General features: G+C 70.6%; 15 protein-coding genes. All 15 read left to right on the forward strand.

Going from position 1 to position 13298, the window contains the following annotated elements; genetic code table 11:
- The first annotated feature begins 1 nt into the window (after position 1).
- The 15 genes from ACZ51D_RS31065 to ACZ51D_RS31135 all read left to right on the forward strand — a co-directional run bounded on the left by ACZ51D_RS31065 (position 2) and on the right by ACZ51D_RS31135 (position 13263).
- Positions 2 to 751 (forward strand): GIY-YIG nuclease family protein, encoded by a 750-nt coding sequence (locus ACZ51D_RS31065; protein WP_465664136.1) that lies wholly within the window; start codon positions 2 to 4, stop codon positions 749 to 751.
- A gap of 340 nt (positions 752 to 1091) precedes the next feature.
- The gene (locus ACZ51D_RS31070) at positions 1092 to 2777 is read left to right on the forward strand and encodes a TROVE domain-containing protein (protein WP_465664137.1); all 1686 of its coding nucleotides are present in this window, start codon (positions 1092 to 1094) and stop codon (positions 2775 to 2777) included.
- Positions 2778 to 2834: 57 nt separating this feature from the next.
- Positions 2835 to 3116 carry a hypothetical protein gene (locus tag ACZ51D_RS31075; protein WP_465664138.1) on the forward strand — a complete coding sequence of 94 codons (282 nt, stop codon included), beginning with the start codon at positions 2835 to 2837 and terminating at the stop codon, positions 3114 to 3116.
- A gap of 150 nt (positions 3117 to 3266) precedes the next feature.
- Positions 3267 to 3950, forward strand: a complete 684-nt coding sequence (locus ACZ51D_RS31080) for a hypothetical protein (protein WP_465664139.1) — start codon at positions 3267 to 3269, stop codon at positions 3948 to 3950.
- A 96-nt stretch (positions 3951 to 4046) separates the two neighbouring features.
- The gene (locus tag ACZ51D_RS31085) at positions 4047 to 4262 is read left to right on the forward strand and encodes a helix-turn-helix domain-containing protein (RefSeq protein WP_465664140.1); all 216 of its coding nucleotides are present in this window, start codon (positions 4047 to 4049) and stop codon (positions 4260 to 4262) included.
- 167 nt (positions 4263 to 4429) lie between these two features.
- Positions 4430 to 4594 carry a hypothetical protein gene (locus ACZ51D_RS31090; RefSeq protein WP_465664141.1) on the forward strand — a complete coding sequence of 55 codons (165 nt, stop codon included), beginning with the start codon at positions 4430 to 4432 and terminating at the stop codon, positions 4592 to 4594.
- Positions 4591 to 4803: a hypothetical protein gene (locus ACZ51D_RS31095; RefSeq protein WP_360251480.1), complete on the forward strand. Its 213-nt coding sequence runs from the start codon at positions 4591 to 4593 to the stop codon at positions 4801 to 4803. The genes ACZ51D_RS31090 and ACZ51D_RS31095 overlap by 4 nt, the downstream gene beginning before the upstream one ends.
- Positions 4804 to 4844: 41 nt before the next feature.
- Complete coding sequence (locus ACZ51D_RS31100) at positions 4845 to 5684, forward strand: SGNH/GDSL hydrolase family protein (RefSeq protein ID WP_465664142.1); 840 nt, start codon at positions 4845 to 4847, stop codon at positions 5682 to 5684.
- 21 nt (positions 5685 to 5705) lie between these two features.
- Positions 5706 to 6008, forward strand: coding sequence for a hypothetical protein (locus ACZ51D_RS31105; RefSeq protein ID WP_465664143.1), 303 nt, complete (start codon positions 5706 to 5708; stop codon positions 6006 to 6008).
- Positions 6009 to 6010: 2 nt separating this feature from the next.
- On the forward strand, positions 6011 to 6580 hold the full coding sequence (locus ACZ51D_RS31110) for a hypothetical protein (RefSeq protein WP_465664144.1): 570 nt from the start codon (positions 6011 to 6013) through the stop codon (positions 6578 to 6580).
- An 18-nt stretch (positions 6581 to 6598) separates the two neighbouring features.
- Positions 6599 to 8194, forward strand: a complete 1596-nt coding sequence (locus tag ACZ51D_RS31115) for a hypothetical protein (protein WP_465664145.1) — start codon at positions 6599 to 6601, stop codon at positions 8192 to 8194.
- A 13-nt stretch (positions 8195 to 8207) separates the two neighbouring features.
- The gene (locus ACZ51D_RS31120) at positions 8208 to 10550 is read left to right on the forward strand and encodes a phage portal protein (protein ID WP_465664146.1); all 2343 of its coding nucleotides are present in this window, start codon (positions 8208 to 8210) and stop codon (positions 10548 to 10550) included.
- Between the two features lie 224 nt (positions 10551 to 10774).
- Entirely contained in the window at positions 10775 to 11266 is a 492-nt protein-coding gene (locus ACZ51D_RS31125; RefSeq protein WP_465664147.1) for a phage minor head protein, read from the forward strand.
- Between the two features lie 9 nt (positions 11267 to 11275).
- Positions 11276 to 11653 carry an XkdF-like putative serine protease domain-containing protein gene (locus ACZ51D_RS31130; RefSeq protein ID WP_465664148.1) on the forward strand — a complete coding sequence of 126 codons (378 nt, stop codon included), beginning with the start codon at positions 11276 to 11278 and terminating at the stop codon, positions 11651 to 11653.
- A complete protein-coding gene (locus ACZ51D_RS31135) occupies positions 11653 to 13263 on the forward strand; it encodes a hypothetical protein (protein ID WP_465664149.1) in 1611 nt (536 codons plus the stop codon). The genes ACZ51D_RS31130 and ACZ51D_RS31135 overlap by 1 nt, the downstream gene beginning before the upstream one ends.
- The last annotated feature ends 35 nt before the right edge of the window (positions 13264 to 13298 follow it).

Raw genomic sequence — 13298 nt, forward strand, 5'->3', positions numbered from 1 at the left:
CATGATTGGCCTCGACTGCCTTGCGGCCGACCGTGGCGTCCGGTGCACATCCGGACCGGTGATCGTGAAGCCGGTCCCGCTGTGCCGGCGCCACCTGGCCGATGTCGTACACCAGGCAACGCAGACCTTCATCGCAGCAAAAGCGGTCCCGCCGTCCCGCGCCGGCGATGACCAGCTCATCGCCAGCGCTGTGGTCGTGACCTCGGAGGCGTTCCTGCATGGTCGCCACCCCGGAGTCGTCTATTTTCTCTCGAATGGGTCCCGGGTGAAGATCGGCTACTCGACGAATCTCAAGGAGCGGATCAGCGCTCTGTCCCTCCGTGAGGACGACGTCCTGCTCTTGCTTCGCGGCGGCATGGATCTGGAGAAGGCCCTACACCGGCGATTCGCCGACGTGCGGGTCACCAGGACGGAGTGGTTCACCTTGGAGGGCCCAGTCGCCGACTTCATCGCCACCCACACACCAACCGCTCCCCCCAACCCCCGTCCAGTGCCTGCGGTCCACTGCCTCCTGCGCTACCCCGATGGCCAGCCCGTTGGCCGCGAGGAGTGGCCTGGCCTCTACAAGGTCTTCTGCCAGCTGTGCGAGGACCAGGGCCACGCCACGAAGCAAGACCTGGTCGACCACGGCCAATTCGGGTCGCGGGACACGGTTCGGCGGGCGCTCGATGTGTGGGTGCAGCACGGCGTCGTGGCGGAGAAGGTCGGCACCGTCAAGCAGTACTCGCTGCCTGCAGCACAGTCGAACTGACGCAACATCCGGCGAGGCGCCCAAATAGGGTGACAAGTCAGCCTTGCGGAGTACGATCGGCGCAACAACTTCATGCACCTCCCGGTGCGCAGAAGTGCGGCTACTTCATGGGTTGAATCAACGCCGCGCTTCGCATTGATCTCGGGAGGCACAGCATCGGGGTGCCCGGTGCGCAGGACACGGCTACTTCTCCTGTCAAGAGGGAGACGCGGGTTCGAATCCCGTCGCCAGCCGCAAAGCTGGTGTCGTCTAGCGGCCCAGGACGCCTTGTCGCCGTATCCGCCCTCGATCTCGGGCACCCCGCTGCTGAAGCCTCCCCTCCACAGTGAGGGGTTTCTTCATGTCCAGGTTCAACACCCGCGGCACCCGCCCGGCTGCCACATCACCCGTCACCACCACCGGCGTGACGACCCGCACAGCCGAAGGCGCCACCGGCCACCTCCGCGACGACCGCAGCGACCTTTTCCTTCTCGCCGTCGCAAACACCGTCAGCACCGACACCTTCTACGAGAAGGCCGGTGAGCGCGACGACCGCTACCGCAGCCTCGTCCGCAAGCTCGCCGTCGAAGACCCCGACTGGACCGCCAGCCTCCTGCGCTGGCTGCGCTCCGAGGCGAACCTGCGTACCGCGTCCCTCGTCGGAGCCGCCGAGTACGTCCATGCCCGTCTCGCCGCGGCCGGCAGCCGCGTGCCCCGCCAGCACGAGACCCACGACCGCTCCGGCCGATGGGAAGGCGACGCCCTGTCGTACAGCACCTCCACCAACCGGGCCGTCATCGCCTCGGTCCTGCAGCGTGCCGACGAGCCTGGTGAACTCCTCGCCTACTGGACCAGCCGGTTCGGCCGCAACGTGCCCAAGCCGGTCAAGCGCGGCATCGAGGACGCCGTCGGGCAGCTGTACACCGAGCGGGCGCTCCTCAAGTACGACAGTCCCTCGAAGGGCTTCCGTTTCGGTGACGTCCTCGAACTCACCCACCCCAGCCCGAAGGCGGCCCGCCAGGGCGACCTGTTCAAGCACGCCATCGACCGCCGCCACAACCGCGACAACCCGATCCCCGAGACGCTGACGACGCTGCACGCCCGCGCGTTCCTCGACACCATCCCGGCCGACGATCGCCGCACCTACCTGAAGACCTCCGGGGCGCAGCTGGCCCTGAAGGACGCTGGCATGACGTGGGAGTCCCTCGCGGGATGGCTGCAGGGGCCGCTCGGCGCCACCGAATGGGAGTCCGTCATCCCGTCCATGGGCTACATGGCCCTGCTGCGGAACCTGCGGAACTTCGACCAGGCTGGCGTGTCCGACGAGGTCGCGGAACAGGTCGCAGCCAGGCTCGCAGACCCGGCGGAGGTCGCCCGTTCACGTCAGTTCCCGTTCCGGTTCTGGGCCGCACACAAGCATGTCCAGTCGCTGCGGTGGGGTCATGCGCTGGAGAAGGCGCTGTCGGCGTCGCTGGCCAATGTGCCTTCGTTGCAGGGGCGGACGCTGATCCTCGTCGACCGGTCGCCGTCGATGTTCCCCGGCTACGGATACTCCACCCCGAACAAGTCGGATATCGCTCTGGCCGAGCAGGCAGCCCTGTTCGGGTCCGCGCTCGCACTGCGCGCCGCCGAGCCCACGTTGGTGGAGTTCGGCGGGTCGAGCCGGGAGATCGCGGTGCCGCAGGGCGGGAGTGTGCTGCGGCTGATGGAGGACTTCGGGCAGGACGGCGGCACGGACATCCCGTCGGCAGTCACCAAGCACTACCGCGGGCACGACCGGGTGGTCATCGTCACCGACGAGCAGACCCAGCCGGGTTTCCTTCCGTCGAACATGCACGGCTACGGCGGCGCCAGGGAGACTGCCATCGACGACCTGATCCCCGCGAGCGTGCCCGTGTACATGTGGAACATGGCCGGCTACAAGGCGGGCGCCATGCCGTCAGGGTCAGGTAACCGGCACGCGCTGGGCGGCCTGACGGACTCTGCGTTCGCCCTGATCCCGCTCTTGGACGCCGGCCGGAACGCGGACTGGCCCTGGACGAAGTAGCTGCAACGCCCGCCCCGGTGCTACCCGGGGCGGGCATCCGCGCGAGAGGATGAGTGCATGGACAGCAGCAACCGCGAGCTTCCGCCCAGCATGGTGCTCCTGACGACCACCGTCGAGGTTAACGGCCAACGGATCCAAGCGCGGGTCCACGCCAGCGTTGAGATGTGGAGCCAGGACGAGCAGTACCAGGAGTTCATGAAGGCCGACCTGCTGCGGTCGCTTGGCGAGGCCATCGTCACGAAACTCAACCCCGAGATCACGGTCACCACGCCCCCGACCACACTGCATGCGGCAGTTACCGAGGCGCTTCGGCCCTTCGACTACCCGACCGAGTACTGAGCAATGACCGCCGACCTGGTGGCGTTCCTTCGCGACCGCCTCGACTACCGGCCCGAGTGAGCGCCAGCGGCCTGAACCCAGCGCCGGGGTGACAGATTCCGGATTGGTGCCACACTGGTCTGATCACCCCGCCGCCCCGGGAGGACCAGCATGCCCGCGCCCGAAGAACCCGAAGTCGACACCCGGTGCGCGCACTGCCCGCGCCTCCTCCGCTGCAACGAACTCCACCGACTCGCCTGCTACGCCTGCGAAGACCGCGCCACCACCCAACTCCGCGCAATGCCAAGCCTCTACCGGAACCTCGGCGACAAGCTCACCCCCACAACCCAAGCCAGCAACACTGGTCGCGTCACCGGATCCCCCGGGAGCGCCCCGCTCGGAGCCGCCCTCACCCCGCTCGACCTTCGTGGCCCCGGCGGCATCGTCTCCCTCCTCCTCGGCTGCGAGCAGCGCTGGCGCATCCACCTCGACTGGGAGCAGCTCCCCCACCGCGGCGACTACGAATCCAGCCTCGCTGGCTGCGTCACCATGCTGACCAACAACCTGCCGTGGGCCTGCGAGCAGTACGCGGACGTCGGCGCAGACCTGCGACTGATCGGCAGCCTCTACTCGCAGGCTGAATCGACGGTCACCGGCCAGTGGGAGGTGCGGGTGCCGGTCGGCTGCTGCCCGGCCCAGACGGAGGACGGCGGGCCGGCGTGCGGCGAACGGCTGAAGGTGTCCCCGTGGGCCATGGAGATCAAGTGCCGAGGCTGCGGCGCGAGATGGGGCCGAGCCGAGTGGCTGAAGCTCGGCGCGACAATCCGCGGCATCGACATGCCTGTCGCGGCTTGACAACCCGTCGGACCGAAGCGACTATCTGATCAACTAGAACATCTGTCGAAAGGGCCGCCCTACACCGGGCGGTCCTTTTCGCGTTCCAGCGGGGCGGTGCAGCAGGTGGACCCCATACTCGTCACCGCCAAGGAAGCCAGCCTGTGGACCGGCCGGCCCGTCGGCACGATCTGGCGCTGGGCCAGTGAGGGCCGGATCAGCCGGCACGAGACGCCGCGAGGCACTCGCTACGACCTTCGCGAGCTGTCGCCTGCCACCGAAGACGGCCCCGGGGCCGTTCCCACCCTCCCCGAAGGCCGCCGAGCGGCCTGAACCCCAAAGCTCCCCGCTGCGTGCCGCCCGCGCGAGCTGGCCGGTGGGGACGGCCCGCCCTGAGGGCGGCGGGCCCCAGCTCGCGGCCTGGCACCACCGCTTCCCGCCAGGCCGCGAGCACCCAACCCCGGGAGGTGCACATCGCCACGGAAGACACCCACACGCCCATGCCAGCCGCGGACCCCGTCACCTTCGAGTCAGCCCTCGGCCACGCCGCAAGACTGCTCCTCCACGCCGAGCTCGAAACGAACCTGCCGCTGATGGAGCGCCTCGAACGCCTCGCGGACTCCTGGATCGCGATCGCCCGCACCCTCACAGAGGCCAATTCGTGACGGCCAGCCCGCAGCGCGCCCTCGACGCCCCCTTCACCCTCCCCGCCGCCTGGACGCCGATCCCCGGCACCTGCTCACGCTGCGGCGCCCGCGCCTGGCTCGGCGAACAACGGTGGTGGCACCAAGGCCCCACCTGTCGAGCCCGGCCCACCAACCGCGTCACCGCCCCCGTCACCGCCGAGTTCATCCCGGACAAGCGGCCGCGCTGACGCCCGCCCACGCACCCGCCCTCACCCGAAGGAGCGCCACGGTGACCGCCCCCATCGGCTACAGCGCCGCCACAGCCACCAGCGGCGCGTTCGGCGCCACCGACACCGGGTTCGTTGAGAACAGCAGCCAGGTTGGCGGCTGGGACGTCTCCGCGTCCCGGTTCAACCTCCTGGAGGTCATGCAGCAGGACGCCAGGCTCGCCATCGACACGCGCGACAACCTGAACCTGCTCCGCAACCAGCTCCTGCCGGCCCCCGCCACTCAGGTCCGGGTCATGGCGTGCGGCGACTCCATCACCGTTGGCTTCGGCTCGACCGATGGCCAGGGCTGGCGCGGCTGGCTGGCCGACCTCATCGCCCGGCAGCGCGTCGCCCCGGTCATGTCGCTCTGCGCGCATGGCGGCTGGTACCTCGCCGACCTCAAAGCCAACATCGGTGCCGCGCTGGCCGCGAACAGCCCCGACCTGGTGCTGATCAACATCGGCACGAACGACAGCAACTTCACGAGCGCGTTCACCGCCACCACCTACGGCGCGCTGATCGACCAGATCCTCGCGTCCAGCCCCACCGTCAAGGTCGCCTGCGCCCTCGTCGCCCTCAGCCAGCAGAACACCGGCATCCTCGCCAGTGAGCAGCAGGCCAACGCCGTCATCACGCAGGCCGTGAACGCCCGTACGTCGACCGGCCGGGTCGTCCTGTCCGACCACACGCACACCACCACGGCCCGCTGGGAAGTCGACGCCACCCAGCCCGGCAGCGCGCCGCCACCCGGCCGATGGACGATTGACGGCGTCCACCCGACCGATGCCGGCTATCTCCAGATGGCTCGCGCCTGGTTTACCACCATCCAGCCGCTCGTTCCCGGCCTCGCCCCGCTCTGACCCGCCCTCAAGGAGTAGCCCGTGTCCATCGCCGACGCCGCCCGCGCCATCGCCGCCCGACTCCAGGCCGAAGGCCATCACCTCGCCGACGACGCGCACAAGCTGTGGGCCCACCTGCACGACGACGAGACCGCCCTGGCCGGCGAAGCCGCCACCGACGTACGCCAGGTGACGACCGACGCCGACCCCGTCATCACCGAGATCAAGACCGACGCCCAGGCCCTCGGCAGCGAGGCCGTCCAGGACGCCGAGGCGCTCGCGGCTGAGGCTGCCGCCGACGTCAAGGGCGCGGTGCAGCCCGAGACCCCGAGCGCGCAGGTCTGACCGTGGCCAGGGGCAACGGGCCGGTCTGCGGCGCGAAGACCCGGCAGGAGGAGTCTGCGGAGCAGTGCGGGCTCCCCGCCGGGTGGGGCACCGACCACTCCGGGACCGGGCGGTGCAAGCTGCATGGCGGCAAGACCCCCGGGCAGAAGCTGAAAGCCGCCCACGAAATCGCCGAGCGGGAGGTTCGGGCCGTGCTCGCCGAACTCGACGTCCAGCCCGTCGATGACCCCCTCACCGCCCTGATGCAGCTCGCCGGCCAGGTCGTCTCGTGGCAAAAAGCCACCGCCGTCCTCGTCAACCGCATCGGCGACGAGATCCGCTACGAAGGACACGCCGGCGCCGAACAGCTACGCGCCGAAGTGCAGCTGTACGAGCGGGCCATGGACCGGGCGAACACCGTCCTGTCCTCCATTGCCCGTCTCGACATCGAGGCACGGCTCGCCGCGATCTCCGAGGCGCAGGCCGACCGGGTCCTGAGCGCGATCGACGCCGTCCTCGCGCACCTCGGCGTCAGCGGCGTTCAGGCTGCGGAGGCCAAGACCGTCGCGGCCCGCCACCTGCGCTCCGTGTAGGCCGCGAGGGGGTGGCAGGTGCGGGCCGACCCTCTCGCTCTCGCCGCCCGGCGACTCGAAGAAGACGGCGCAGCTCGTGCGCGGGTCGACGAGTACGCCGCGGACCCGGCGCTGTGGGCGCGGGAGAAGCTCGGCGAGCACCTGTGGTCGAAGCAGGTGGAGATTGCGGGCTCGGTCCGGGACCATCGCATGACCGCCGTCCAGTCGTGTCACGGCGTCGGCAAGTCGTTCGTTGCCTCCCGGCTCACCGCCTGGTGGCTCGACACCCACCCCGCCGGTGAGGCCCGCGTTGTCACTACCGCCCCAACCGGCGACCAGGTCAAGGCCATCCTGTGGTCCGAGATCAATGCGGCGTTCTCCACCGCCGCCGCCCGCGGCACCCCACTGCCCGGCCGGATCAACGAGACCGACTGGAAGCTCGGGAAGCGGCTCATTGCGTTCGGCCGTAAGCCGAGCGACTACAACCCGCACGCCTTCCAGGGCATCCACGCCAAATACGTTCTTGTCATCCTCGACGAGGCCTGCGGCATCAACAAGCAGTTCTGGACCGCCGCGAACGCCATCGCCACCGGCGAGCACTGCCGCATCCTCGCGATCGGCAACCCCGACGACCCGGGTTCCCAGTTCGCCCGGGTCTGCGCCAACACCGGCCGTTGGAACGTCATCCGCATCTCGGCGTTCGACACTCCGAACTTCACGGGCGAGGCAGTGCCGGCCGAGCTGCAGCCGATGCTCGTCTCGCACGCCTACGAGGCCGACATGCGTGCCGAGTTCGGCGCCCAGTCCCCGACCTACATCTCCAAGGTTCTCGGCGAGTTCCCGTCGGACGCCGAGGACGGCGTTGTGCGGCTCTCCGCGATCCGCGCCTGCGGTCTGCCGCCCGAAGAGCCGCTCAGGTACACCGGTCTCGCCCCCGTCGAGCTCGGCGTCGACCTCGGCGCGGGCGGCGACGAGACCGTCATTCGCGAGCGCCGCGGCATCCGTGTCGGCCGCGAGTGGCGCAGCCGCGAGAAGGACCCCACCAAGGTCGTGCACCTGATCGTCGCGGCGATCCGCGAGTCGAAGGCCACCAGGGTCAAGGTCGACAGCATCGGCATCGGCTGGGGCATCGTCGGAACCCTGCGGGAGCGCCGCGCGCAGGGCGAACACGACGCGGAGATCATCGGCGTGAACGTGTCCGAAGCCAGCAGCGAGCCCGCGAAGTTCGCCCGGCTGCGTTCGCAGATCTGGTGGCAGGTCGGCCGGCAGCTGTCCGAGGACCGCGGCTGGGACCTGTCCGAACTCGGCCCGGACGACAGGGAGCGGCTCGTCTCCCAGTTGACCGCACCCAAGTACTCCACTGACGCGGCCGGCCGGATCGTGGTGGAGCCGAAAGCCGAGACGAAGAAGCGGATCGGCCGCTCCCCCGACAACGCCGACGCCCTGCTCCTGGCGTTCTACAGCGGCAGCGGCCTCGACGCGCACGCCTGGCTCTCCTACGGCCGCCGCAAGGCCGCCGAAGCAGCCCCGGCGGACGTGCCGGACAACCCCAAACCCGGCGCGGCGCCCGACGACCCGGCCCTCGCACGCAAGCAGGCCCGCGACGCAGCCCTCCGCAGACAACGCCAACCCTGAGATGGGAGGCAGCGTGGGCATCCGGGACCGCATCGCCAAGGTCTTCGGCCCCGGCACCCGCGTGCCTGCGGAGATCGTCGCGGCCGAGCAGGCCGCCCAGATGACCATGCGGACGCCGTTCGCGCCGGGCACCCCCCAGATGCCGTTCGACGGCTACTCGCGGCAGCCCCGTTCCAGGGACTTCCCGGCTGGCGTCAACATCGCCGCCCGGCCCCGCATCAACGAGCGCGTCGCCTTCCACACCCTGCGCGGCCTGATCGAGGCGTACGACGTCGCCCAGGCCTGCATCTGGCACCGCATCGATTCCATCCGTGCCCTCGACTGGTCGCTGACCCCGGCGCCCGGATTCCATGGCGACGCCGCCGCGGCCATCGCGCAGGGCATGGCCGTCCTCGCCAAGCCGGACCGGCAGACGCCGTTCGCGAACTGGCTCGCCAAGTGGTTGTACGACGTTTTGGCGTACGACGCGGGCACCCTGTACCGGCTTCGGAACCGGCGCGGCGACGCGATCGGCCTGCGGGTCGTCGACGGCACCACCATCGCCCCGCTGCTCGACTACTGGGGCAACATCCCCGAGCCGCCCGCCGAGGGATACGTCCAGTACGTGCAGGGCCTCCCCTGGAACTGGCTCACCCGGGACGACCTCATCTACGAGCCGTTCCGGCCGCGCGCCAACAGCCCGTACGGCACCGCTCCGCTGGAGACCGTGTTGCTCAACGCCAACACCGACCTGCGGTTCCAGGCCCACTTTCTGGGACGGTTCACCGAAGGCAACGTGCCGGAAGCGTTCGCGTCCGCACCGGAGACCTGGAGCCCCGACCAGATCGAAGAATGGCAGACCGTCTGGGACGCCATGATGCTCGGTGACCAGGCCGCCAAACATCAGATTCGATGGATGCCCGGCGGCAGCGGCATCACTTGGAGCAACGAGAAGGATTTCTCCGACACGTTCTCGCTGTTCTTGATGCGCAAGACCTGCGCGGCGTACCACGTCGTCCCCACCGACCTTGGGTTCACCGAAACCGCCAACCTGTCCTCGTCCGAGTCGCAGGGTGACGTGCAGCACCGCGTCGGCGACCTGCCGCTGATCGCCCACATCACCTCCGTACTGACCGACTTCCTCCAGAACGACCTCGGCCTGCCGGTCTGCTTCACGTTCGACACCGGCCAGGAAAAGGAAGACAGGCTGCAGCTCGCGCAGGCCTGGCAGGTCTACATCGAGACCGGTATGGCCTCTGTCGACGAAGGCCGCGAGGCCCTCCTTGGCCTACCCGGCGACCCCACCCGGCCCACCCCGCGTTTCTACTCCACCCCGCGCGTCGGGCCGATCCCCCTGCTCGCCATCGACGGGGTCGCAGGGCGGGTCGACCCGGAGACGTTCGGCCCCGCCAAGGACCAGCCGGTCCTCGACCAGCCGTACGTACCCCCGCCCGGCGCCGTGCCGGCCGCGGGCACCACCGACCAGGCGGCCGCGGCCGCCGCCGAGGACGCGTACCAGACCCGGTACAACGCGATGGTCCACAACACCGAGGTCGCCAAGGACGGCGGCGCCCAGACCGGGCCCACCACGGGCATCACCTCGGCGACCGGCATCACCGGCTACGACCTCGTCCGCACCACGGACGACGAGGACGAGGACCGGGACCAGCTGGTCAAGCGGGAGCTCGGCTCTTTCCACCGTTTCTCTCGGGCGCGCCGACGCGACGGCCGCTGGAGGGACTTCACCTTCCAGCACGTCACCACCCGACAGGCCCGGCGCCTCAACCAGGCAGGCCGCCTTGCCGTCCGCAAGGCCACGGGGGAGGTCGCCGTCGCCGGACTCGCCGTTCGGGCGGCCGACACCGGTCGCGTCCTCATGCTGCAGCGGGCACTCGACCCCGACGACCCCGCGGCTGGCATGTGGGAGATGCCCGGTGGCCACCTGGAAGGCAACGAGACGCCCCTCCAGGGCGCCTGGCGCGAATGGGCCGAGGAAACGGGCTACATCCCCCCGCCGGGCACACTCACCGGCACGTGGACCAGCGGCGACGGGATCTACCAAGGCACCGTGTGGACCGTCGACTCCGAGACCGCCGTCCCGGTCAGCACAGGCCGCGGCCAGGTCACCAACCCGGACGACCCCGACGGCGACCAGGTCGAAGCCATCGCGTGGTGGGACCCCTGCCTCCTCGCCGGGAACCCAGCCGTACGGGCGGAGCTCCTGGACGGCCTGCCCGGCGTCCTCGCCGCACTCGGCCTCGACAGCCCCGCAGACGTAGAAAAGGCCGACGACGGCGGTGACGCGGACCCAAAAGCCCCGACGCCTGGCCCGGCTGGGACCACGATGAGCGCACCGCCCGCTACTGGGCGCCGCTGATCGCCGCCGCGCTCGGCACCGCACTCACCGTCACGGCCGCAACCCGACTGGCCCAGGCCTTCGCCTCCAACAACGGCGGCAATCGCACGGACCGGCAGACGCTGACCGCGGCCGCCGCCACCTACCTCACGAGCCAGGACATCACTCCCGGGCCCGCGCTCACCGACGCGCTCGCCGGCCTCTACGCCGACGCCTATCTCGTCGGCGCGGTATCCGCCGCGACCGTGACCACCGGCACCACCAGCAACCTGAACAGCTGGCAGCCCGGCGGCGCCCCCGCAGCACAGGCCGGCATCGAGGACCACGGCACCGGCCCGGCCCTCACCATGCTCACGCTCGGGGCCGGCGCCACCGCCGCAGCCCTGACCGCATCACGCATCAATAACGCGGCCAAGGCCCTCGCAGACGGCACCGCAGCCGGCGACACACCGCACAGCATTGGCGCCGCCATGCACGCCGCCCTGGCCGACCCCGACCGCGCCTACGCGGCAGCCGTCACCGAAACGACCCGGGCCATCGCGGCAGGAGCAGCCGACGGCTACCGGCGCAGCGGCGTCGCGCACGGCCGCTGGCAGACCGAGCCAGACGGCCGTGTCTGCCCGGTCTGCGAAGCCAATGCCGCCGCCGGGACGCTTCCGCTTGGCAGCACCTATCCCAGCGGCGACGCCTACCCGCCGGCCCACCCCCGGTGCCGATGCGCCGTCCTTCCCGCCTAGGAGGTCCCCGTGCCCGAGCAGCGCTACGTCCTCGGCATCGCCTACCAGGCGGGACCCGACCCGCGGATTCAGAAGGGCGCCGACGGCGGCCGTGATTTCTTCACCCCGGAGGAGCTGGAGAAAGCCGCGTGGAGCTTCCTCCGGGACGGCGGCTCCCAGGTCGGCCTCAACCACATCGACGGCACGACCGGCGCGGCCACCGTCGTCGAGTCGTACGTGTGGCGCGGCCCCGACTGGGACCTCGGCGACGGCGTCGTGGTGAAGGCCGGTGACTGGCTCGTCGGCGCCGTCCTCGACGAAGCCGCCTGGCACCTCTACAAGTCCGGCCGGATCACCGGTTTCTCGCCGCAGGGAACGGCGCGGCGCATCCCCAACAGGAGCAGCTGATGACCACACCCGCTGACGACGAGTTCACCGAGCTGCGTGACGCGACCATCCCCCGCGTGGACCTGGTCGACAAGGCCGCCAACGGCACGCGGTTCCTCATCGCCAAGAACGCCGCCGACAGCCGGGGCCTCATGGCGCCCGGCTTCGTGCGAGACCTGATCGGCAAGACCGCCGAGCCCACGCCCCAGGAGGAGACCGTGACGATGACCGGCAGCCCCGGGGCCATCGCCAAGCTCATGCACGAGGCCGCGCAGCGCGCACGCCGCCGCGACGACGTTGCCAAGGACGCCGGCATCGGCGCCGACCTCGACGACTCCGAGGACGGCCTCGACCCCACGATGGTCCTTGCGGCCCCCGACGACGACGCGCCCGGCGACCCCAACGACCCCGGCTCCCCCGCTTGGGAGGCGATCGACGCGGCCACCGCCCAGAAGTGGACGAGCATCGCGGTCCGCCTCAAGAACGCCCTCGGCGTCCTCGCCGAACGCGAGATGCTTGAAGCCGCCGGTGCCGACCCCGACGACGCCTACGACGCGTGGGACCTGCAGGACGCCCAGTGCGCCCTCGACTACGTGATCGACACTCTCGCGTCGTTCGCCGTCGGCGAGCAGGCCGCAGCAGACCTGGCCGGCGAGGCCATGGCCACCGTCGGCAAAGCCCTCGCCGGGCTGGAACCCGCCGCGCTCGACACCGTCGAGGCCCTCGGCCAGGTGGCCAAGGCCGGCCGCGTCCTCTCCGCGGCGAACGAGGCCGCGATCCGCACCGCGACCGAGCACCTGCAGAAGGTGCTGGCGTCGCTGCCCGAAGCCCCGGTCGTCAAGACCGCCCACGAGGAGCCCGACATGCCCACGCCCACCCCGTCCGAGGACCGCACCGCAGCGGCCGGCGAGGAGCCCGCGATGGGCACCGCCGAGGTCGAGAAGACCACCGAGCCCCACGCCGGCGAGCCGGTGGCCAAGGCCGACGGCGAGAAGCCGCCCGTGGTCGTCGTCTACGACCAGGCCGGGCGGCTCATCGGCATCGTCGACCCCGCCGACGTCACCCCTGTCGCCAACTCCGAAGCCGAGCCCGACGCCACCGGCACCGGCGACACCGCGGACGCCGAGGACGACTCCGCCGACGACGACACCCCCGACCTCGAACCGCAGCCCGCAGCCGACGCCGGCACCCCCGCCGACGCGCCGCCGGACGACGACGAGACCGTCACCAAGACCACCGACACCGACACCATCTCCGACATGTTCAAGAGCAGCCTCCTGGCTGCGGTCGAAGACGTCCTGACGAAGAACAGCGCCGACCAGGCCGAAAAGATCGCCAAGACCGGCGATGCCGTCCTGGAACTGGCGGAACTCGTCGAGACACTCAAGGGCCGCATCGGGGTGCTGGAGGAACAGCCCGCCCAGCCGAAGATCTTCACCAACGGAGCGACCCCGCCGCGCGAGCACATGCGCGGCCAGGACCACGGCGCACCCCCGGCCGTCGACGTCGCCAAGGCCCGCGAACTCAAGGGCGTGCTCTACCGGGGCACCGCCGCCGAGCAGAACCGCGCCGCCAACGACATGCAGGCCGCCGCCATCGCCGCGCTCCAGGCGATCCACCAGCCGCGGTAACCACCCGCACCCAGACACCCCCCAAGCCTCCGGAC

Source organism: Kitasatospora sp. NPDC033851, from assembly GCF_055576085.1.